General features: G+C 52.8%; 21 protein-coding genes and 1 pseudogene. 8 read left to right on the top strand and 14 right to left on the bottom strand.

Annotation, left to right across the window (positions count from 1 at the left end):
- Nucleotides 1-10: 10 nt before the first annotated feature.
- Both FS690_RS13165 and FS690_RS13160 read right to left on the bottom strand, forming a co-directional pair.
- Nucleotides 11-520: a hypothetical protein gene (locus FS690_RS13165; RefSeq protein ID WP_145339751.1), complete on the bottom strand. Its 510-nt coding sequence runs from the start codon at nt 518-520 to the stop codon at nt 11-13.
- A gap of 194 nt (nt 521-714) precedes the next feature.
- On the bottom strand, nt 715-1,317 hold the full coding sequence (locus tag FS690_RS13160) for a TetR/AcrR family transcriptional regulator (protein ID WP_255471499.1): 603 nt from the start codon (nt 1,315-1,317) through the stop codon (nt 715-717).
- 148 nt (nt 1,318-1,465) lie between these two features.
- On the opposite strand from FS690_RS13160, the gene FS690_RS13155 reads away from it, so the two are divergent.
- Nucleotides 1,466-2,329, top strand: a complete 864-nt coding sequence (locus FS690_RS13155) for an oxidoreductase (protein WP_222126075.1) — start codon at nt 1,466-1,468, stop codon at nt 2,327-2,329.
- A gap of 57 nt (nt 2,330-2,386) precedes the next feature.
- On the opposite strand, the gene FS690_RS13150 is transcribed toward FS690_RS13155, so the two are convergent.
- Nucleotides 2,387-3,619 carry an MFS transporter gene (locus FS690_RS13150; RefSeq protein ID WP_108569885.1) on the bottom strand — a complete coding sequence of 411 codons (1,233 nt, stop codon included), beginning with the start codon at nt 3,617-3,619 and terminating at the stop codon, nt 2,387-2,389.
- A gap of 133 nt (nt 3,620-3,752) precedes the next feature.
- Between FS690_RS13150 and FS690_RS13145 the strand changes: the two genes are divergently transcribed.
- Complete coding sequence (locus tag FS690_RS13145) at nt 3,753-4,526, top strand: helix-turn-helix domain-containing protein (protein ID WP_145339749.1); 774 nt, start codon at nt 3,753-3,755, stop codon at nt 4,524-4,526.
- 37 nt (nt 4,527-4,563) lie between these two features.
- Here FS690_RS13145 and FS690_RS13140 read toward each other — a convergent pair whose 3' ends face one another.
- Nucleotides 4,564-5,493 (bottom strand): LysR family transcriptional regulator, encoded by a 930-nt coding sequence (locus tag FS690_RS13140; RefSeq protein WP_104085703.1) that lies wholly within the window; start codon nt 5,491-5,493, stop codon nt 4,564-4,566.
- A 66-nt stretch (nt 5,494-5,559) separates the two neighbouring features.
- On the opposite strand from FS690_RS13140, the gene FS690_RS13135 reads away from it, so the two are divergent.
- Nucleotides 5,560-6,177, top strand: coding sequence for a LysE family translocator (locus tag FS690_RS13135; protein ID WP_145339748.1), 618 nt, complete (start codon nt 5,560-5,562; stop codon nt 6,175-6,177).
- Nucleotides 6,178-6,330: 153 nt separating this feature from the next.
- Here FS690_RS13135 and FS690_RS13130 read toward each other — a convergent pair whose 3' ends face one another.
- From FS690_RS13130 to FS690_RS13110, 5 genes and pseudogenes are all read right to left on the bottom strand, one after another.
- Nucleotides 6,331-6,582 carry an NIPSNAP family protein gene (locus tag FS690_RS13130; RefSeq protein WP_247648264.1) on the bottom strand — a complete coding sequence of 84 codons (252 nt, stop codon included), beginning with the start codon at nt 6,580-6,582 and terminating at the stop codon, nt 6,331-6,333.
- 305 nt (nt 6,583-6,887) lie between these two features.
- Nucleotides 6,888-7,226: pseudogene (locus FS690_RS18540) on the bottom strand (cupin domain-containing protein); the annotation flags it as partial.
- A 763-nt stretch (nt 7,227-7,989) separates the two neighbouring features.
- Nucleotides 7,990-8,871 carry a permease gene (locus FS690_RS13120; protein WP_108569758.1) on the bottom strand — a complete coding sequence of 294 codons (882 nt, stop codon included), beginning with the start codon at nt 8,869-8,871 and terminating at the stop codon, nt 7,990-7,992.
- Nucleotides 8,868-10,316: an FAD/NAD(P)-binding protein gene (locus tag FS690_RS13115; protein ID WP_108569759.1), complete on the bottom strand. Its 1,449-nt coding sequence runs from the start codon at nt 10,314-10,316 to the stop codon at nt 8,868-8,870. The genes FS690_RS13120 and FS690_RS13115 overlap by 4 nt, the downstream gene beginning before the upstream one ends.
- A 241-nt stretch (nt 10,317-10,557) precedes the next feature.
- Complete coding sequence (locus FS690_RS13110; protein ID WP_071668282.1) at nt 10,558-11,403, bottom strand: MBL fold metallo-hydrolase; 846 nt, start codon at nt 11,401-11,403, stop codon at nt 10,558-10,560.
- 154 nt (nt 11,404-11,557) lie between these two features.
- On the opposite strand from FS690_RS13110, the gene FS690_RS13105 reads away from it, so the two are divergent.
- A complete protein-coding gene (locus tag FS690_RS13105) occupies nt 11,558-12,448 on the top strand; it encodes a LysR substrate-binding domain-containing protein (protein WP_065647631.1) in 891 nt (296 codons plus the stop codon).
- Nucleotides 12,449-12,637: 189 nt separating this feature from the next.
- Here the strand turns inward: FS690_RS13105 and arsC are convergent, their stop codons facing one another.
- From arsC to FS690_RS13090, 3 genes are all read right to left on the bottom strand, one after another.
- A complete protein-coding gene (gene arsC / locus FS690_RS13100) occupies nt 12,638-13,066 on the bottom strand; it encodes a glutaredoxin-dependent arsenate reductase (protein WP_104085709.1) in 429 nt (142 codons plus the stop codon).
- 47 nt (nt 13,067-13,113) lie between these two features.
- On the bottom strand, nt 13,114-14,397 hold the full coding sequence (locus tag FS690_RS13095) for an arsenic transporter (protein WP_145339747.1): 1,284 nt from the start codon (nt 14,395-14,397) through the stop codon (nt 13,114-13,116).
- Nucleotides 14,398-14,479: 82 nt separating this feature from the next.
- Nucleotides 14,480-14,833 (bottom strand): metalloregulator ArsR/SmtB family transcription factor, encoded by a 354-nt coding sequence (locus FS690_RS13090; RefSeq protein WP_065647628.1) that lies wholly within the window; start codon nt 14,831-14,833, stop codon nt 14,480-14,482.
- 482 nt (nt 14,834-15,315) lie between these two features.
- Between FS690_RS13090 and FS690_RS13085 the strand changes: the two genes are divergently transcribed.
- The 4 genes from FS690_RS13085 to FS690_RS13065 all read left to right on the top strand — a co-directional run bounded on the left by FS690_RS13085 (nt 15,316) and on the right by FS690_RS13065 (nt 20,196).
- Nucleotides 15,316-16,794 (top strand): SulP family inorganic anion transporter, encoded by a 1,479-nt coding sequence (locus FS690_RS13085; protein ID WP_186368991.1) that lies wholly within the window; start codon nt 15,316-15,318, stop codon nt 16,792-16,794.
- An 18-nt stretch (nt 16,795-16,812) separates the two neighbouring features.
- Complete coding sequence (locus FS690_RS13080; RefSeq protein WP_104085711.1) at nt 16,813-17,640, top strand: universal stress protein; 828 nt, start codon at nt 16,813-16,815, stop codon at nt 17,638-17,640.
- 109 nt (nt 17,641-17,749) lie between these two features.
- A complete protein-coding gene (locus FS690_RS13075) occupies nt 17,750-18,967 on the top strand; it encodes an MFS transporter (RefSeq protein ID WP_145339746.1) in 1,218 nt (405 codons plus the stop codon).
- 326 nt (nt 18,968-19,293) lie between these two features.
- Nucleotides 19,294-20,196, top strand: a complete 903-nt coding sequence (locus FS690_RS13065; RefSeq protein WP_145339745.1) for an alpha/beta hydrolase — start codon at nt 19,294-19,296, stop codon at nt 20,194-20,196.
- A 197-nt stretch (nt 20,197-20,393) separates the two neighbouring features.
- Here the strand turns inward: FS690_RS13065 and FS690_RS13060 are convergent, their stop codons facing one another.
- The gene (locus FS690_RS13060; protein ID WP_145339744.1) at nt 20,394-21,296 is read right to left on the bottom strand and encodes a pyridoxal-phosphate dependent enzyme; all 903 of its coding nucleotides are present in this window, start codon (nt 21,294-21,296) and stop codon (nt 20,394-20,396) included.
- A gap of 258 nt (nt 21,297-21,554) precedes the next feature.
- Entirely contained in the window at nt 21,555-22,169 is a 615-nt protein-coding gene (locus tag FS690_RS13055; RefSeq protein WP_145339743.1) for a LysE family translocator, read from the bottom strand.
- Nucleotides 22,170-22,201 lie beyond the last annotated feature (32 nt).

The raw sequence follows: 22,201 nt of genomic DNA, 5'->3' as shown, positions 1-22,201 counted from the left end.
TTTTTTCCTCTCAGGGGTAAATCCAGAGTGAAAACAGGGCCGGCAGCCCATCCTGAACGCTGATACTCATGGGTATGGAACCCATCGCCTGAGGCTGCATTCCAATCCAGATGGTGTGGCCAGCCTGTGCGTCGCGCGTTAAATAAGTCAGCTGTAAATCATTTGCACGCGCCACCGCCTCAATAGGCTGAGGCTGAAGCGTTTGTATCTCAAGTTTATCTGGCGCTCCGTTTCCTATGGTCACGGTAAAACGCTCTCCATGACGGGCAGGAATATGAATACTCATATTCATATTACTCTGCATACGCCCGAACCGTTCGTACCTCACCTCAAGCGAGCCATCCTGCGATTCGACGTGTCCATTACTCAGAAAGCCTTTCGAGAAGAGTCCACACGCTCCCAAAATAACAATAAGGCAGAGTATATATTTTCCTGCATTCTGAATACGGGCTTCCCGTAACTGCCAGACCATATCTTCTTTTACCGGAAACGCCCGGCTTTCTGATTCCTCTTTTTTCATGATTTCAGCTCTTCCTGTCTTTCACCGTCTGGTTAATACCCTGGCCGGGTAAACAGAATTAAACGCAGCGACAGCCAGATATTGTGCTTCACGTCGCCAGCGATAGAGTCACCCTGCTTCCTGATTAGCATTCATTAATAAGTATTGTCACAGTTATTTTAATTGCCAAACGCCCGGCCTGCAGGCCGGGGTTGTCAGGGATGAATGGCAGCAGAGTGCAAAACAGAGATATTACTCTCGAGATATTCCCGGAGAGGCCTGCTGCACCCTTCGTTCAGCCATGCTTCAACTGCAATCCGCATCGCTCCCGTCCCCGCCATCGCCGCAATTTTGAGTGCCTGCGCGCGTTCTTTTTCTGGCCAGAGCACGCAGAGAGCGGCATGCGCGGCCTCCTCCATGCGGAGAAACTTCATCTGATTTCCCAGACGCAGCTGTTCGGTCGACTGCGTGATGCGTGCGATCAGCATCGCAATATCCGGAGACATATTAATTGTCATTGCCATCAGGGCTTCACTGACCAGCCCGAACGGCGTTGCCGTTTTGCCCCGCCTGAGCATTTCAGCATAGAGCGCATCAGGCAGGCCATTCTGCCACGCCAGAATAATCTCCTCTTTGGCGCTGAAATAGTTAAAAAAGGTGCGCCGCGAGATCCCCGCGGCGCGAGCTATATCATCAAGGGTGGTAGCCTCGAACCCTTGTTCTGCAAACAGTTTCAGTCCTGTCTCAGTCAGGTTCTGGTACATCTCCCGGCGCTTTCTTTCACGCAGACCTTCATGCTGGGGTAACGCTTCTGGCACGATAACTTTTCCGTCACTATTGAAATTATGCACTCAGTGCAATATATTTATTTGCACTCGGTGCAATTTTAGCCCGAACGGACAGGTGTTCACAAGTTGTAAAACCTGCACTCCCCTCCCTGCTCAGGATCGCGCAATGAAAATCAACCTGACTAACGACAATTTTACCCCAGCCGGAACTCATCTTAGCCTCCGGCGGATGGGATATGGCACCATGCAATTACCCGGCCCGCACGTCTGGGGGCCGCCACGTGACAGGCAGGCGGCAGTCGCCGTGCTCAGAGAGGCGGTCGCGCATGGGGTCAACCACATCGATACCGCGCAGTTTTACGGACCGGGGGTGGCTAACCAGCTGATACGCGAAGCGCTGTCACCTTATCCGGACGACCTGACGCTGGTGACGAAGGTCGGCTTTGTCCGCGGAGCAGACGCCTCCTGGCGGATTGATCGCACTCCGGCCGGGCTGGAGCGCGCGGTACATGAAAACCTCGATACGCTGGGTCTTGAAACCCTTGATATCGTCAACCTGAGGCTGGGAAAGGCAGGCGCCCCTGATGAAGAGCCAGTGACTGAGCCTCTGGAGACGCTTGTCCGGTTACAGCAGCAGGGACTGATTCGTCATATCGGCCTGAGCAATGTCACGCCTGCACAGTTTGCGGAGGCCAAAACCATCGCGAATATTGTCTGTGTGCAGAATCAGTACAACCTGGTCAACCGGAAGGATGATGCGTTTATTGACGCGCTGGCTGCAGAGGGCATCGCCTGGGTTCCCTTTTTCCCGCTGGGCGGATTTACGCCGCTCCAGTCCTCGCAGCTTAATCAGATTGCAGATGAAGCTGGCGCCACGCCAAAGCAGATAGCGCTGGCCTGGCTGCTTCAGCGCTCGCCCAATATTCTGGTCATAGCAGGCACCTCTTCGGTTACGCATCTGCGCGAAAATCTGGCAGCGGCCAGTTTGTCACTTACCGCAGACCAGGTGCGTCGCCTTAATGCAATAGAGGCGGAAAAATAGGAGAAGCCACCGACAGGTGGTTTTGACTTTATGGTCTGTGTGGCGCTATCACGCTGTTTACCGGCGTTGTTTTGTATCTGGCATAAACAGCGTAGCGAAGCCCAGCAGCGGCAGGAAAGCACACAGGCCATAGACCCACTCAATGCCGTATATATCTGCCATTTTGCCAAGACCGGCAGCGGCGAGCCCGCTGACGCCAAACATGGTACCAAACATGATCCCGGCGACCATCCCTGCACGACCCGGGACAATTTCCTGAGCGTAAACCACCAGCGCAGAGAAAGCTGAAGAGAGGATCAGGCCGATAAAGATGGTGAACACAATTGTCCATACCAGGCCAACGTGTGGCAGTAACAGTGAAAACGGGATAACGCCTAAGAACGAGATCCAGACCACCGCCTTACGACCGATGCGATCGCCTATAGGTCCGCCGGCAAACGTCCCGACCGCCACCGCCGCAAGAAACGCAAACAGGCAGAACTGCGCGTGCTCCAGCGGCATGCTGAAGCGGTGGACGAGATAAAACGTAAAATAGTTACTCAGCGAAGCGATATAAGTAAATTTCGCGAACATCAGAACGCTGACCACGGCCAGCGCCTGAAAGACTTTTGCCCGGGAAAACGTCTGCAGCGGGGCGCTGCCGTGGCGCTTCATGTGCGCCTGACCGTGGCGGGCGGACCACTGGCTAAGCCGGGTCAGAATTACAATCGCGACCAGCGCACACAGCATTAGCCAGGCGACAGAGAGCTGGCCATGAGGAATAATCAGCAGCGCGGCCAGCAGAGGGCCAAACGCCGATCCCGCATTTCCGCCAACCTGAAAAGCGGACTGCGCGGTGCCAAACCGCCCTCCCGACGCCATGCGGGCGATGCGCGAGGCTTCCGGATGAAAGACGGACGATCCAACGCCAATCAGCGCAGCGGCAACTAAAATGACTAAAAAATTGCCGGCAACCGCGAGCAGCCCGATCCCCAGCAAGGTGACGCCCATGCCCGCAGGCAGCAGAAAGGGTCTGGGGTGTTTATCCGTGTAAAGCCCGACCCAGGGCTGAAGCAGGGACGCCGTTATCTGATAGACGAGAGAAATCAGGCCAATCTGCGCGTAGGTAAGCGTAAAGTTCGCCTTAAGCATGGGATAGATTGAAGGCAGTACGGCCTGAATCATATCATTACAGCCGTGCGCGAGCGCGGTAGCGCCTACGATACTGACCAGGAACCCCTGAGCGGGACTGGCTGTTTCCGCGGCAGGGATCGCCGGAGAAGGTTCAGATTCTGTAGAGTGTGAAGCCATATTCATGTCTCTTTGCGGGTGAAGGTAAGTCGGTTTTAATTGTCTGGTTTTTGCTACAGTTTGCCGTAATAGCGGCGTTTAGCCAGTCAGGATGCCCAGACGGATAATCATACATGCAGGGCTTTAATCTGAAATGCCAGACAATATAGATAAAAAGCCAGGAGACGATAAGACAATCGGGTGGTCTGCGCTTGCCAAACGCTACCAGCGTGGAGATACCGATCCGCCTCATTACCACGTTGAGGGACAGCTGCTGTATGCAACTCAGGGAGTGATGCTGGTTGAGACGGGCGATAAACACTGGGTAATTCCCCCGCAGCGGGCGCTCTGGCTCCCGGCGCTTCAGGAGCATAGCTACAGCCTGCTTTCACATACCGAACTCCGCACGCTCTATTTCAGCCGCAGCCTTATTGATGCATGCAGCCGCTTTACCAAAAGTGACGCCGTCCACGTCATCACAGCGACGCCTCTGGTTAAAGAGCTGATAGCCGGACTGTTCAGCACCGGCTACCAGGCTGGCAGCCAGCGGACAATGGCGCTGTTGTTAATGGAGATCCTCAGTGAAGCAGAGCATCAAATGACCGAGCTGCCCATGCCGCAGGACGAGCGCCTGTCCCGGGTCGCCACCGAGCTGCTGGTAAACCAGCGCTGGGCAACGTCAATGAGCGACATGGCGGATCTGGCGACGATGTCAGAGCGTACCTTCTCCCGGCTTTTTATCCGTGATACCGGGTTCAGCTTCAGAAACTGGAAGCAGCGGGCGCGGATCTGTATCTCGCTGGATCTGCTCTCAGCGGGTACGCCTGTTAAACAGGTCGCTTATCAGCTCGGATTCTCCTGCCCGGCTGCGTTTACGGCAGCCTTTCGTTCAGTGCTGGGCGTCACTCCGCACGGTTTTTTGACCTGAATGATGTCCTGGCCTGACGCAGGTCGGGTGCCAGCGCTTAAGGGAGAACCAGAGTGCGCAGCCACGCAAGCAAGTCTGCCTGCAGGCTATCAGGCTCAAACGGTTCAGGTGACAGCAGGTAATAGCGGGAACCATCCTCAATAAACCCCTGCGGAGCCGCGAGGACACCGCTTTCGAGATCGTCACAGACCTGATACCAGGAACCAATCGCTACGCCAAGCCCTGCAACAGCGGCCTGCAGGCTGAAGTAAAAGTGGTCGAACGTTTGTCCTTCCGTCGCTGCGGCGGGCATTTCTTTGGCACGGGCCCATTCCTGCCATGCATCAGGGCGGGTGCGGGTGTGCAACCGCTTTGCGTCCCGGGCAGGCAGAAGACCTGCATCTGTGGCGTTAAACCACCGGCTGATCCTGTCAGGGCGGCATACCGGCCCGACCTTTTCCTCAAACAGTAACTCAGCATGATAATTTTCTGGCCAGGCAAAATCATTACGGCGAATAGCCAGGTCGGGGCCGCCGGTGAAGGAGACAGGTCCGCCACCGGCCGCAAGGTGGATCTCTTTACCAGCGTGCATTGCCTGAAAGGCTGGCCAGCGCGGCAATAACCAGCGCATCAGTAACGTCGGCTCACAGGACAGCACCCATCGCTGCTGCTGACGTGCGTCTGAGCGGAGCGAATCGACAGTCTGCCGTATGATATCGAACCCCTCATTTGCCGCACGGGCCAGCGTGCGTCCGGCATCAGTTAGATAGACGCGCTGGCTACGTCGTTCGAAGAGCAGTACGCCCAGATCCTCTTCCAGCAGACGCACAGCCCGGCTGACCGCGCCGTGCGTAATGTGAAGCTCAACCGCCGCTCTGCTGAAATTTTCCAAACGTGCAGCCGCTTCAAAGCTACGGAGCGCAATGAGCGACGGCAATCTTGGTGTAGATAGTGGTGAATCAAACTCACCATTTTTGTCAGAAAACATCGTTATCTGCCCCGCATAAAGAGACGGTAGAGTCTGATTAATAGACTTATTTAACCGGAGATAATTATGACTGAACTGCTAGCTGTAATCACCATCACTATTCTTGCCGTAATCAGCCCGGGTCCCGATTTTGCCATGGTTTCACGCAATAGTCTGATGCTATCCCGTCGGGCAGGCGTGTTCACGGCAATGGGGATCGGGCTGGGCGTACTCATTCACATCTCCTACACACTGCTCGGTCTGGGCCTGTTGATTCAGCAGTCACTCTTGTTATTCAACGCTATCAAACTGGCAGGTGCGGTTTACCTCATCTGGCTGGGCTTAAAAATGGTCCGCACAAAATCCGGTAGTGCAGTCACTGATAATCGGGTCGCTGCCCTGTCCGATCTGGCCGCACTCCGCATCGGTTTTCTGACGAACGCGCTCAATCCTAAAACGACCATTTTTGTTGTTAGCCTGTTTATGCAGCTGGTTAAGCCGGAAATTCCGCTGGCAGTGCAGATTGGCTATGGCCTTTTTATCGCCATAACGCATATCATCTGGTTCAGCCTTGTAGCACTTTGTTTTTCTATAGGAAAGGTGCGCGAACGCTTAATTAATATGCGTCACTGGATAGACAGAACGTTTGGCGCGCTTCTGATGATGTTTGGTGCCCTGCTGGCTGCAGCCAGCCGTATGCGTTAAATATGCTGCGTGCCGGCAAAGCACACCTTTACCGGCAGCAACGATTGTTGCCTTCCGTGTATAACCTGTATCAGGCTGGTCTCCGTCCGCCTTGTATCAGAAGCGGACGGAGACCAGGTAAAGTGATTTATCTGGCTCTGCGCCAGGGTATTTTCAGTGACTTAAAATAATCAGCTGACGCTGTTTACCAGACAGTAATGGCTTCATGAAACTGCGTTCATAGCTAAGGATGAACGTTTTCTGATTAGCTTCATCGAACAATTCAGCACATCCAGCCTTGCTCAAAATGGCTACTCTGTACTCTTCGTACTGCGCCAGACTCTCAAAGCTAAATAAACAGTCGGCTATGTTGTTTGCACCTTCCGATGGAAGGCAGTATCCATGATGAGTGCCCCATCGATTCAACAATTTCTATCCATTTTGAAGCGTAATTCCCGAAATCGGCCAATTGATAGGGGTCAATAATATATCTGACGTGACAAGTGATCATTCTCTTCCCTTAACTGTGCTAACCTATTTTTTGTATCTTACTCAAAGCGACTACCGCAATAACTTGAGCAAATTCTTATTTACCTGTTCTGAATGTCCGCGCCTCGCGCATAACAGACCAAATCTATATGTCAGCCCGCCCTGTGCCAGGAGCGGACTATTCAGTTTTGTCTCAACCGATCGGCGTCTGTAACTGTAATTCAGGCACAACCTTTTTCTGGCTACTTTATCACCGGGGTCTTTTTCAGAGACAGATTGTTCATAAACTCATCATCCAGGTGCAAATGTTGCCGGACACGTTCAGACGGCGTATTGGCCAGATACTGGTTAAGCGAAATATCGGCGTAATAATCGCTTTTAAGCAGCTCAGGAAAATGCAGCGTCCCTTTACCGGTATTTTCAATGTAGTGCCCCATCGCAAAAAGAATATAGCCAGCATCTCCGGCGCGGTAGTCAAAACTCCTTGCCTGACCCGAAGAGGCAAATACCCCCATCCGCCCTTCGCCTTCGAGGTAGTATTGCCATTCATCATTATTAGGATGCCAGTGCAGCTCGCGTATACGTTCCGCTATCAGCCTCAGGCGGATTTACGATATCCGGATTCTCTGCTTCGCGGATAGGATCGTGTGGGCCAGGATCCCGCCCGCCGCTGCGGGTACCGGCAGGAAACGTCCTGACACTATTGTCATGCACCATCAACTGACCTGCCGCAAGCGCGACCGTACCGCCCGCTGCATAAGCCATAAAATGTCTTCTTATAAATGTTTTTCTCAGTCATCCCCTTTTCAGAAAGACATGTATCAATAGTCGTCTTTTTTTTACGCCATAAAGTTATAAATGCGCTTTGAAAACAGAGAGCAAAATTTTTGTAAAAAAGCAGACAGCAAAACGATACCGCAACCTGCCAGAACCAAAGAATGCACCTGAAAAATAACTTCTGTTTAATTGTCTTACATTTAAAAAGCAGATATCATTTTAATAATCGCACAAATAAACAAACAAAGACCACCCCTTGCCCCTCAATTATGCTGACCACCCGTAACAAAAGAAAATATCCTTACTAATTGTGGTATTCAGCAGCATTTGGTTAATTAAGTTGAGTGGAATCCCCGCTCGCGTTATTTATAGAACCCATACAAAAGAGCGACATGTAGTTCCTGAATGGCTTTAAAGGCCGCTTTCATTGTACATAATAAGTACAAGTGGGAGGTAAAAGAGGGATGAAGCACACTTAGCCAGTAAGATGGCTGGCAGGAAGCAGAAACCGGCTACGATAAGCAGGTATCGATAAGCCTGGCATCCTGTCCTGACAACCCCTCATCGTTAATTTATTGCTGCGCTCCAGGCGTTGAAACCCAGAATAGCCGCCGCGTAGAGACTTATCGCAATAATGCTTACACAAGTCCCGTATGTGATAGGTTTTGCTGAATTGCCAGTTCCCAGGTAGTGCGTTTCCAGCACGATAATATTTGCTGCGGGTGGCAGCAGGCAAAACAGATATAACGTTGCCGGATTATCAGCTATGAGCCTGAAGTTAAGTAATATTGCGAGGATAAACAGTAACGATATCAGCACGGCCATTACGATCGACCTGAGCAGAAACGGCCTGACCTCCTGCAAAACATCGCTGAACGAGAACCTGATTTTTGACAGCCAGAGCCCGAGCACGGCCATACCCAGAAAACTCATCATAAATTTCGCTACGCTATAGAGGTCTGCTCCCCAGCGGTTAACGTCGTGACTTAAGGGAATCAGCGCAGCGCCAATAAATAGCGCCAGCACCGGAGGAGTCTGAGCCAATTGCAGTAGGTTAAACCGGTTCCCTGATAGCATACCGGCCCCCACTGAATTTCCTACGATTGAACTGCCGACGTAGGCTGCAATGATTATGGTCGCTGCGTCATTACCAAACAGTGCGCTGGCAACAGGCAGCCCCAGCCAACCAATATTGAGGTAGCTGAAACAAAGACTTCTTACCGGATCGCGCAAAATTCGCTGGCAAGTAAAGAGCATAAACAGCATAGATACTGCCGCTGCAATGATAATGGTACTCATGCTATCAAATCGGGTAGATATATTAAAAATGATCACAACGGGGATAGCAACACGCGTCAGAATCCACGACGCCGCCGTTTTGAAATCCAGTGCAGTTTGTCCTACAAGCCAGCCGGCTAATAGATAAATCAGGGGAAAGAAAATAGTCACAATGCTTCCTTTGCGTCTGCTGAGCTGAATTCTATAGCCCACTGTTTAGCCCAGGTCTCCGCACAGCGTGCGTTGAACCAAAAGGCATTGGTTGAAAACAAACTTCCTTTATTGAGCGGCCCGATGTTAAACAAGCCAGAGACCTTACGGTTGTTTACCCTGCAATGAAAAGTCAGCGGGTCGATATTAATGCCGCCGCAGGGATGTTCTTCAATTAATGACTGGCTAAGCAGGTCATTCAACAATGGCTGTGTTGTTTGACCAATATCAAGCCTGCCTCCTGTTGCATCCCAAAAATGACGGAATGAAAGCGTTTCTGACCGGGTTTGCAATACATAATGGCTGTCAGTATGTTCCGGAGCAGCAAGCGCCTGATGAAACCTTACCCTCCCATGAGCAGAAGCCTCGATCAGTTCACCAAACACCTCCTGAGGTACCGGATGGCGCCAGGCGGCCCACACCGCACCGTACATTTTCATAAATCGCAGCTTTTGTTCGGATGTGAATGCGTTCCAGAGCTTGTGCATATACGGCCGTGTTGAAACCAGAACATCCTGCCAGGGCAGATCACCATTCTCCGCACGCGTAAGCAGCATGCGGAAATACCCGGTCTGCCGCTCCTCACGTAACAGGTTCATAGCAGGCCGGAATTCCCCTTTTTCTCTTAGAAGGTGAAACTCTTTGCGGAGGAGGCGGGAAAACACGTTCAGCATGTCTTCACTTTCCGCAGTAGCAGACATGATATTACGCCAGGTCAGGTGAACGGGTATGTAGCGAGCACTGCTTGTCAGGCAGGTCGGAACATAGCCGCTGCGTGAAAAGAGATGGATTTTTACCTGACTTTTGCCGAACGCATAGCGAAACGCATCAACAGCCGTGAGACCGCTACCGGCGATGATTAGCGGCGCAGAAGAAGACTGATCAAACTGCGTATAATGCGAAATAAAACCTGGCTTTCCAGCGAACGCCGGAAAGGCGCTTTCAGATAATGCCCCCAGGCACATCACAACGTTACGAGCGAAGAGTGTGTTACCGTTGTCATCGCACAGGGAGAACAATTCTCCCTGCTTCCTGATGCTCACCACGCTGTGGTGGAATTCATCAATTTTCAGTATCCCGGCCTGCTTAACGTCACGGTAAGTCTGGCGGATAAAATCTGAGTATCTGAGGCGCGATGGCCAGCGTTCACGGGAGTTAAAAGTGGTATGTAACCAGTGACCAAACAGTTCCGGTTCAGTTGATGTCACCGACATCAATCCCGGCGGGGTATTGACCTTATGCATGGCATCAGCATCACCAAAGGCTTTTCCTTTTGCAAAGCTGGCTGGGGGATTGAAAACGGCAATTCGCGGTTGAGCCGTTCTGATGTTATAAATTTCATCCTGTAGCTGGCTGAGTAAGCATGTTCCTGTCGCCCCCAACCCTACAATTGCAACGTCATACATGACTAATACGTCCTGTTAATCATTTGAAGTGCTTATATAACAACAAACCCTGGCTAGGGTAAATAAATCTCATTTAATGTAAAGTTACGCAAAAACAATATTTAACTTTATGATTTTAATGATAATAAAATCAGCATAGAAAGTATCGACTGTAATAATCTGCTATTTCGGAGTTTCGCATTGCACCCATTATTGATAACTTCTGCTTCTTTTATGAGCGCCTCCGTACAAACCTATACTTTTATTCCTGATGTAACCTGCAAAGCAGATACCCATCTCCAGACCGCTGGAAACAGCAGAATCCTGTCTGGTTCAGATGCATACCGGCAATAATCAGTTTGTCATCCACGGCCTGTTGCAGCGCTTTTTTCCTTGTCTCTTCAGCCTGTAGAGGATTGACATCAAACATGATTGAAACAGCGGGAACTGCTGACTGAATATAGGGAAAATGAACGACATCTCCCCATATTAACACCGCTTTTTTATCGGAATGAATATGAAATCCGGTGTGTCCTGGGGTATGGCCTGGCAGCCATACAGGGCGAATGCCCTGCACAACTTCATTTTCATCAAGCAGGCGTATCTTCCCGGCATAGGCGGCCAGGACTTTTCGGAACAGTGCAAAATTATGTTTGCCGCGCTCACTGGCTCTCTGTAGTTTTTCATTATCCTGCCAGTGCGCAATTTCAAGGGGATGAATATAGAGATCAGCTTTTTTATATACCGGCTCTCCGTTTTCATGCAGCAGACCGCCGATATGATCGGGATGACCGTGCGTCAGTAATATCCTGTCTACGTCATCAGGCAGAATGCCGAGCATCGTCAGCTTCTCCTTAAGCCTCCCACCCACGTTGTTTTGCCCGCCAGCGCCCGCATCTACCAGAATAGTGTGTCCATATCCACGGATGAGATAACCGTTAATATGGATATCACCCTGTCTCTCAATCCCGGCAGCGCACTGGATACTTGCAGCCTTTGCGACGTCAATACCTGAAAGAAGATCAAGCGTGGCCGCCATAGTGCCATCGCTCAGCGCAATAACCTGATAACCGCCAACCTGACAGGTCGGGAAACTATCACCGTGCATACATACCTCATAATAGTGCTGGCAGGCGCCCGCTTGCCTGATGTGTTTTCATCATGCTAAGCAACTGTTTTCCCGATTTAAATCGAAATTAATTCACTGATTAATGATATTTTGTCACTGTAAAGAATTTTGTATCAATAATCAGGCCGTATTAATGCTAAGAAAAATTCCCAGTAGTCGAGCCATGCTTGCCTTTGAAGCCGCAGCAAGGCATGGAAATTTTGCGCGGGCAGCGCAGGAGTTATCACTTACCGAAGGCGCAATCAGTCGACAAATAGCCCGCCTTGAGTCCATGTTAAACTGCAGATTGTTTGATCGCAGCGGAAGTCGCGTTACGCTCAATTCAGTTGGCGCCCGCTATGCAGATCAAATACGCGAATCGCTTGACCGGCTGGAAAGAGATACGCAATCGGTCATAGGTGTGCCAGAAGGCGGTAAGACTCTGGAGATTGCTGCCCTGCCAACGTTTTCATGCCGCTGGCTAATCCCGCGTCTGAAAAGCTTTTATACCCTGTATCCGGAAATTAGTGTGAACATCGCCGCCAGAACAGATCCTTTTATTCTCGCTGGCAGTGGTTTTGACGCGGTAATACATTTCGATCATCCGGCATGGGCAGGTATGCATATGCAGTTTCTTTTTCAGGAAACGCTGCTGCCTGTATGCCATCCGGCACTTCTGAAGAACAAAAAAGAGAGCGTGCCGCTTAATGAGCTGCCTCGCATTCACCGTCTTCAGAATCCGCAGGCATGGCAGTACTATGCGCAGGAAACCGGAATTGAACTTGATAACCCGGCGCAGGGAGTCCGCTATGATCTGCACGAAATGTCTATCGCCGCAGCGCTGTCAGTACAGGGCGTTGCACTGGTGCCGCGGATATATGTCGAAAAAGAGTTAACTAACGGCGAGCTTATTGCTCCCTGGCCTGAGTCTGCTTCACTCAGCAAAAAGTTTCATTTAATAAAACCGGCTTCAACAGGCATAAATGAAACGGCGCTGCATGCTTTTGAGCAATGGCTGATGACGGAAATTAATCCGAAAGCATAACGTCGCCGTTATTGATAAAACCAACTTCTGATGCTGATAACGCTCCGGACACGTCTCCGACCGTTGCAGAACTGCGCGTGCGGGTGCTCTGGTCGGAAGCAAGATGAAGGCACTGACTGACCCCTTCCCGCCGTCGTTTAAGGCCAGCTGTTTTTGCCTCTCCCGCTCTGTTGGCGGAATGCCAGGGTGTCAGTGGCCGATACGGTTTCCGTGCTCATCGATAATCTGTTCACCATCTTCTTTCATCAATGCCCCTTTCTGTGGATCAGGCAGAATATCCAGAACGGCTTCAGACGGACGACAGAGCGCTGTACCGAGCGGCGTTACCACCACCGGACGGTTAATGAGAATGGGGTGAGCCAGCATAGCATCCAGCAGTTCGTCATCGCTGAACCGATCCTCTGCCAGACCCAGCTGCTCAAACGGATCCGTATTTTTGCGCAGCAGTGCGCGCACGCTGATTCCCATATCTGCAATCAGCGTCTGCAGCTCAGCGCGTGTCGGCGGCGTCTCCAGATATAAAATCACTGCTGGCTCCACGCCACTATTGCGGATAAGCGCCAGGGTGTTACGGGACGTGCCGCAGGCCGGGTTGTGGTAAATAGTAATGTCAGTCATCAGTCATACTCCATACAGGCGCTGCATGCACGCAGCCCGGATCACGTTTAAACAGACAGGCGCAGGGCCAGCGCGGCCAGCGTCACAAAAAGCACCGGCAGGGTCATCACGATGCCAACACGAAAGTAATAGCCCCAGCTAACAGTGATATTTTTTTGCGCCAGAACGTGCAGCCACAGCAGGGTTGCCAGGCTGCCAATCGGGGTAATTTTCGGGCCGAGGTCGCAGCCAATGATGTTCGCGTAAATCATTGCCTCTTTTACCGTGCCCTGAGCGGTACTGCCGTCAATAGAGAGCGCCCCGACCAGCACGGTGGGCATGTTGTTCATGACCGATGACAGAAAGGCCGTCAGAAAGCCCGTACCCAGCGTTGCCCCCCAGACGCCGTGCTCTGCAAAGCGGTTCAGAATGGCTGAGAGATCATCCGTCTGGCCGGCATTACGCAGACCATATACCACCAGATACATGCCCAGCGAGAAGATAACGATTTGCCAGGGTGCACCTTTCAGCGCCTTACGGGTATCGATAACGTGTCCTTTGCGTGCAACCAGCCAGAGAATGAAGGCCGCCGCTGCCGCAACCAGGCTGACCGGTACGCCAAGCGGCTCCAGCGCAAAAAAACCGGCCAGCAGCAGAATCAGCACTAGCCAGCCGGTTTTGAAGGTCCGCCTGTCACGGATAGCGTCACGGGGCATTTTTAGCTTTGTCAGGTCATAACCTGCCGGAATATCTTTGCGGAAAAACAGGTGCAGCATTACCAGCGTAGCCACTACGGAAGCAATATTCACCGGCACCATAACGGACGCATATTCGCTAAAGCCCAGCGTAAAGAAATCCGCCGTTACGATGTTGACCAGGTTCGATACGATGAGCGGCAGGCTGGACGTGTCTGCGATAAACCCAGCCGCCATCACAAATGCCAGCGTGGCACCTGGGCTGAAGCCCAGCGCCAGCAGCATGGCGATGACAATCGGCGTGAGGATAAGCGCCGCGCCGTCATTGGCGAACAGCGCCGCCACCGCCGCGCCCAGCAGAACAATATACGTGAACAGCAGCCTGCCTCTGCCGCCTCCCCAGCGGGAAACATGCAGTGCCGCCCACTCAAAAAAGCCGGATGCATCCAGCAGCAGGCTGATGATGATAACCGCGATAAACGTGGCCGTGGCGTTCCAGACAATCTGCCAGACCGCCGGAATATCCCCGATATGCACCACGCCCGTCAGCAGCGCCAGCGCAGCCCCGATAACAGCACTCCAGCCAATACTGAGTCCTTTCGGCTGCCAGATAACCAGCACCAGCGTCAGAACAAAAATTGCACCTGCCAGAAACATAGTCCCTCCTTCACCTCACAGAATAAGCACAGCGCAACCAGAAACGTTAAATATGGAAAAGCATATATGTATAGGTAAATTTTTAAATGCAGACAGGTTTGCCATTGGTCGTAGCGTTGTCCCGCTCAGCCTGCCGGCTAAGATGCTGGATGTCATCCTGCTGACACAGATAAGCCTGTTCAATCACGGCTGCAGCCCAGGCGGGCATGTGAGGGGACAGCCGGTAATGGATCCATTTGCCGTCACGCCTGTCGATAAGCAGGCCGCTGTCTCTGAGTAGCGCAAGATGCCGGGATACTTTGGGCTGGCTCTCTTTCAGTATCAGCGTCAGCTCGCATACACAGAGTTCACCTTTTTCACGCAGAAGCAGGACAAGCTTTAAACGCGTTTCGTCAGACAGCCCCTTGAAAAGCTGAAGAGGAAAAAGCTGAGGCATGATAACTCCGGGTAGCTGGCGTAAAAGCCAGTGTGACTTTACGCGCAAATGCCGTCAACACATATGCATAAATTCATATATTAAATACCAGGCTGATTCCATGTATGTTTCTGCGGTGACATGCGCAGACATGGTTAATATACACGCTGGTACCGCTGTTCGCAGCCCTGTTCCGCTTGCTGAAACGTTGACCTCTCACCGTTTTTGTTTATAGTTTAGTGCCTGTCCTGAGAGGGGCAGGCTTCGCCGTCAGCGCCCCGCCCCGGGTTTCGCTGGCTTATTGCAGTCCTGAAGGCATCCTTTTGCCGTAAAGGAGAACTCAAAAATTATGCGTCTTACGCCACCCTGAGTCGTCACCCTTCCCTGTCGCACTGAGTAGTTTCAGTCGCGCACTCAAAAACATCCCGTCTGCGGATGTGCTTTTTCGTCCCTGAATTTTTTGCCCTCACGGGCTGACTGTATCTAAAATCTGAGAAATTACTATGCTGCTGTCCTCGACGCGTAAGGACTGGCTGGGCAACGTCCGTGGTGACGTGCTCGCCGGTATTGTCGTCGCGCTCGCGCTCATTCCTGAAGCGATCGCGTTTTCCATCATTGCCGGAGTCGACCCGCAGGTCGGCCTCTACTCGGCCTTCTGTATTCCCGTGGTTATGGCCATCTTTGGCGGACGTCCCGCCATGATTTCATCGGCTACCGGCGCCATGGCGCTGCTGATGATAACGCTGGTGAAAGATCACGGCCTGCAGTATCTGCTGGCGGCATCAGTGCTAACCGGCCTGCTGCAGCTGGTCGCCGGCTACCTGAAGCTTGGCAGCCTGATGCGCTACGTGTCGCGCTCGGTCGTGACGGGCTTCGTCAACGCGCTGGCCATTCTGATTTTTATGGCACAGTTGCCGGAGCTGACCAACGTGACCTGGCACGTGTATGCGCTCACCGCCGCAGGCCTGGCAATCATCTACCTCTTTCCGTACCTCAATAAAACTATTCCCTCCCCGCTGGTCTGCATCGTGGTGCTGACCGCCATCTCCATGTGGCTGCATCTGGACGTGCGCACCGTGGGCGACATGGGCAAGCTGCCCGACAGCCTGCCGGTGTTCCTCATTCCGGACATTCCGCTGAACCTGGATACGCTGCTGATTATCCTGCCTTACTCCGCCGGCCTTGCCGTGGTGGGACTGCTGGAGTCGATGATGACCGCCACTATCGTGGACGACATGACCGACACCCCGAGCGATAAAAACCGCGAGTGCAAGGCGCAGGGCATCGCCAACGTCTGCACGGCGTTTATCGGCGGCATGGCGGGCTGCGCCATGATTGGTCAGTCGGTGATTAACGTAAAATCCGGCGGGCGCGGGCGTCTCTCCACCCTGACGGCCGGGCTGGTGCTGCTCTGTCTGATTATTTTCCTCCGCGATCAGGTGTCGCAGATCCCGATGGCGGCGCTGGTCGCGGTGATGATCATGGTCTCCATCGGCACCTTCTCCTGGCGATCCATCACCGACCTGCGCCGCCATCCGCTCTCGACCAGCGTGGTCATGCTGGCAACCGTGGTCGTGGTCGTGGCCACCGACAACCTGGCCTTCGGCGTGCTGACCGGGGTGCTGATTGCTTCGCTGAACTTTGCCACTAAGGTAGCGCGCTTTATGACGGTCAGATCGTCACGGGAGGGTGAGACACGGATCTATACCGTGACCGGCCAGGTCTTTTTTGCCTCCGCCGATCGCTTTATGAGCCACTTTGACTTCAGGGAAGCGGCAGAGCGCGTGGTCATTGACGTCACGCACGCCCACTTCTGGGACATCACCGCCGTTAGCGCACTGGACAGGGCGGTAATTAAGTTCCGCCGCGAAGGCGCTGAGGTAGAAATACCGGGCATGAACGACGCCACCCGTACCCTCGTTGACCGCTTCGGCGTGCATGACAAGCCGGAAGAAGCGGAAAAACTGATGGGCGGTCACTAACTGACAGGAGTTACAGCTATGAACAATACCGTTGTGGCCTGCGTGGATGGTTCGCCGTCAACCGGGCCAGTCTGTGACTACGCGGCGTGGGCCGCCGCCGGCCTTTCCGCGCCGCTGGCCCTGCTGCACGTGCTGGAAAAAGACGGTCATCCGGCCGTCTCTGACCTGAGCGGCAGCATTGGCATCGACAGCAAAGAGCTGCTGACCGAAGCGCTTGTGCGCGTGGAGGGTGAGCGCAGCCGCCTGCTTATGGCGCAGGGGAAAACTATTCTGGCCGGCTGTGCTGAACGGCTGGCCCGGGCGGGACGCCCGGAGGTACGCCAGCTGCAGATGCACGGCGCACTGGACGAAATCCTTGCCGGGCTGGATGACGTCAGGCTGATGGTGCTCGGACGACGGGGCGCAGAACATACGGTGGGCAGCCAGCTGGAAAGCGTCATCCGCCTGCAGAAAGCGCCCGTGCTGGTTGTGCCGGAAACGTTTATTGCGCCATCCCGGGTACTTTTTGCCTGGGATGGCAGCGAGGCCAGCCGCCGAAACCTGACCCGGCTGACCGTGAGCCCGCTGCTTCGCGGCCTGGCCTGCCATGTTGTGATGGTGAACGGCGACGATGCTTCACTCCATGATGCGCAGCACATCCTGCAGGCAGCCGGCATTGATGCAGAGTCACGGCTGATACAGGATGAATCCGTCTCGCGCGGGCTGTGCCGTTACGCGCAGGAGAACGGAACGGACCTGATCGTGATGGGGGCCTGGGGACACTCCCGGCTGCGCCGCTTCTTTATCGGCAGTCACACCACGGCGATGCTGGCTGAAAGCCGTTATCCGCTGCTGATGCTGCGGTAAACGTTACGGGCCTGCAATCGCAGACCCTTTTCATAACGAGCCTCCGGAACACAAGTCCCGGAGCAGTTCATTTGTGCGGCGCCTTTGTCAGCCGTGCTCAGGGAATACCATGCGTCAGCTGTTTCGCTTTATGTATCAGCACGGCAGTCATCTCGCCTTTGGCGCGATACTGATGGCCATGTCGAGTTTTGGACAGACTTACTTCGTATCGCTTTACGGGCAGGACCTGCGTCAGGCATTCGGGCTCAGCGACGGCGGACTGGGCGGCCTTTATGCCGCGGGCACCGTGATGAGTGCCGTCACCCTGACATGGGCGGGCCGGCTGATTGACTACACCACTACCCGTCGATTCACCCTGGCCGTTACCCTGCTGCTGATAACGGCGTGCCTGCTCGTCTCCGGTGCGCAGGCGGCATGGACGCTCTGTGCAGGCTTTTACCTGCTTCGCCTCGGCGGACAAGGCCTGATGGTGCATACCGCCCTGACGGCGACTGCGCGCCAGTTTCCGCTTGATGCTGGCAAGGCACTGGGTGCTATCGCACTGGGCCTGTCGCTCGCACAGGCGCTGTTTCCGTTGGCTGCCGTGCAGATTAACGCTCTGACGGGATGGCGCACTGCCTGGCTGATAAACGCTGCGGTTCTGGTGGCCGGCGTTGCGCTGGCTGTCAGCTGCCTTCCGCGCGCTGCCGAAAAGCCGCTGCGGACGTTCAGAAAGCGGGGCGCAGAGAAGGTTCGCGAAGCGTCAGTATGGAAGAACCGGAATCTGCTTTTTGCTCTGCCCGCAGTGCTGGCGTCACCTTTCATCACCACAGGGTTCTTTTTCCATCAGGCGCGTCTGGCAGAGGAGAAAGGATGGGCGCTGTCGTGGGTTGCAGGGTGGTTTATTGCTTACGCGATAACGCAGGCGGTTTCCCTGTTATCATTTGGTCCGCTGATAGACCGGCTGACGCCACGCCGTCTGTTGCCGTGGTTTCTGCTGCCGCAGGGCGCTGGCATGCTGGCGCTGTGGCTCAGTAACAGCGTGTGGGTCACGCCGTTTTATCTCACCATGACCGGTATATCGTCAGCCATTGCGTCCACACTGGCGACTGCGCTATGGGTACAGCTGTTTGGCCCCGCGCAACTGGCAAAGGTGCGCTCGGCTGTTGAGGCGGGTACCGTGCTTGCCAGTGGTGCCTCTCCGGTCATCATGGGCGTTCTGATTGATAACCATATTGCCCTTCGGGTGCAGGCGCTGTTATGCCTCGTCTTTATACTCGCGGCCAGTCTGGTGGCAACCCGTGTCAGAGCTGGCGTACCGGAAAATGAAACTGATATTTCTGGCTGATCGGAACACGATACGTGAGGCAGGAAATACTGTCCGCTTTGTGCCAGAAGTGGACGTTTCCGGCATCTGCATGCACTAAGCCGTGGAGAATAGCTTTCACTGCATAACCATACAGATATACAGGAATTATCAGGGGCATTTGTCAGTATTTCGGACAGGAAAAATACCGAAAACAGCCTTCGGGCTGCAGAACCGCGCTGAGGGCTTTTCAGGCGGTGCATCAGGCACTTTTATATAAAAAAGACTCTCATACATACAGTAAATCGTGCATGCTTCATGACACAAATTCACAGGTAGTGAATCCGATTGAATAAGGAATTCAGGACGTGATTGACTTCACCCGTTTTGTCGAACGCTATGAGCAATTTAACGCTTCATTACTCCCTTCTGATAACATCACCGAAAGCCGGATCAATGATTTATATATCCGGGTATACAGGCCAATGGCAGCCCTTGATGAGGTTCTTATTGTCTACCATGGTGGCGGGGTCAACTCTGACGCTGGCTACGACATTCTTGCACGACAGTTGAGTTACGATCTGCCCGTCTGTGTTTGTCTCGTCGATATCCGTGGGCACGGTCGTTCGGTAGGTGTCCGGGGAGAAGCTTCCAGTCCTGTTCAAATCTGGCGTGATGTGGATGTCGTCATTGATTATGTCCGAACCTCTTTTCCTGATGCCATAATTCACTTGCTTGGGCACTCCAGTGGAGGCGGTATGCTGATAAATTACTTTACCCGATACTCTCTATCGAGGGTTGTTGAAAGCCTGATCTTGCTAGCCCCAGCATTAGGTCCTTTTTCACCTCCTGCTCTGAACCGCGAGTTTTCCTCTCCCTTTGCATCGATAAACCGTTTGAGCTTCATAATCAATGCTATGAGTGCAGGTTTTCTATGTGGACGTCGTGCAGGAGTAAGGCTTAATTTCCCCTGTGAGGTTATTAATGCAAGGCCTGACTTTGTTCAGACATACAGCGTTAATATGGCTAACGCCCTTACCCCTCGTAATCCTGAAAGGCAACTTAAAGAAATCTCTATTCCAGTAACAATCATGCTTGCTGAGCATGATGAACTGTTTGATGTAAGCCGTATGGAAGAATTTTTCAGGAACTGCGGCAATCCGAATGTAAGCAGTCGGGTTGTGGCAGATAGTACACATCTCGATTGTATTTTCGAGTTAACGGATATGGTGAGGGAACACTTCACTGGCCTGACTTCAAGAGCGCAATAGGTCAGTTATGTTCAACGTATTAGAACCACTCAGCTGTCATAAGTGAAATGTCCGCTGCTCGCTCATAGCGGACCTGACCCACGCGCCAGTCTGTTTGTGCCAAAGAGGGCATAACTCACTTTAAAACAAGTTAATTAACCGGGCAGTTCGCCCATCCTTTTGCTCATAAACTTTGGCAGGATAAATGCGCTCTTCTGTCAGCTCGCGATCCCTTCCAGCGTGACAGAGGCCCCGCCGCATACGATGACCAGTACATTATCAGCCGGCTTGAATAAGACTTTTTTGTCGTACAAAAGTGAGAGTGATACACCGCATGCAGGCTCAGTGAGCACCCGATGGTCATCGAGAAGGCACCGGCAGGCATTCAGCGCTTCCTGGTCTGAAACCAGCATACTTCTGACGTCCATACGGCTGGCCACATTGAAAACATTTTCGCACACCTGGCTTGCGGCCAGCGTCGTGGCTATGCCGCTGACCTTATCAAGACGTACCAGCCTGCCGGCATTAAGCGAGGCGCGAAGATAGGCCGTACCCTGGGTTTCTGCGGCGTAAACCGGAATATGACCAAGCTGATGTTTCACCAGTCCCTGAGCGATACCGGACAGCATGCTCCCGCCGCCAACAGAAAGAATTACCGCATCAGGCGTTACCCCTTCGCTGATGACCTCATCCACGATTGTGCTGATACCTTCCCACAAAAGTGGATGATCAAAGGGATGTACACAGATAATGTCATCCGTCGCCAGTGACAGGGCGTAGTCGTTCGCCTCACTCCATACTTTTCCGTGCACAACAACTCTTGCACCCTCCTGTTCAATAAGCTGTTTTGCCCTGTCAGACGTGGTTTCCGGCACAACCACAGTGACCGGCAGCCCCAGTTTGCGGCCGCAATGTGCCACCGCTATGCCTGCATTGCCGCCCGATGAACTGATGAAAGCTGTTGCGCCCCTTTCCGCATAATGGCGACAAATGTTCTCTGCACTTCTGAGCTTGAACGATCCCGTCGGCTGGGAAGATTCCATTTTAAGCCAGACAAGGCATCCACAATGCTGGCTTAAGGGCAGTGAATGTATAAGAGGGGTTTGTATACTTATTGCCATGAGGAAGATCCTTATTATCTTTTCCCGTGATAAACGAGAAACATTCCAGGTTTAGAAACAGATTTATCATAATGGGTTAGAGCGTAAAGGGATGGATACAATGGGTAATAAAAGTGCCGGTTACAATTCCGTCCAGACAAGACTAAAGTGCGACCGTTTTTCGCTCAAAGCGGACGTTGCTCCAGTATCGGCCCGCTTTGTGCCAAAAGCGGACGTTCAATACTTCTTCTTTCAGGTGTTATTTAACACGAGTCTTTACTATTGCACCGCCATCGCCAGTCGAACCCCAACTGCACCAAAGGCCAGTGCTACGCCCAAACGAATGCCGATCACCACTCTGTGATTTCCTAATACATAATGACTAACAGACGAAGCAAAAGCGCCATACAGAGCAAATACAGCAAAAGTCATGGCCGCAAAAATAGCTGAGAGAATCAACATGCTCTGTGTGGGATGTGCATCCCCGGTAGCGATAAACTGCGGAAGGAATGCTAAGAAAAATAGCGAAAGTTTGGGATTGAGAATATTGGCAACTACCGCCTGAATTATCAGGGCTCTATGAGATAAATCCGGCCTGGAAGACTCTGCAGATAAAAGTGTCTTATCCCGTAGCGTTTGCCACGCCATAAAGAGCAGGTAAGCCACGCCGGTATACTTCACAATGGAAAATAGTATCGGACTGGCATGTAGCAGGGTAGCAAGGCCTGTAATTGCAGCCAGCATATGAGGCAACACACCGAGAGTACATCCGGCAGCAGCCACCATTGCGCTACGCTTTCCCTGCCTGAGGCCGGCAGAAAGCGTAATGATGGCACCAGTACCGGGTGATATAACAATCAGCAGAGATGTCATTAGAAAATCATTATAAAGCATCAAAATTTTCCCCCTCACCGGCAGCTGAACTA

This window comes from Pantoea sp. PSNIH1, from assembly GCF_007680655.1.
Taxonomy (GTDB): domain Bacteria; phylum Pseudomonadota; class Gammaproteobacteria; order Enterobacterales; family Enterobacteriaceae; genus Pantoea; species Pantoea eucrina.
This window is presented reverse-complemented; position numbering and strand designations above follow the sequence as displayed.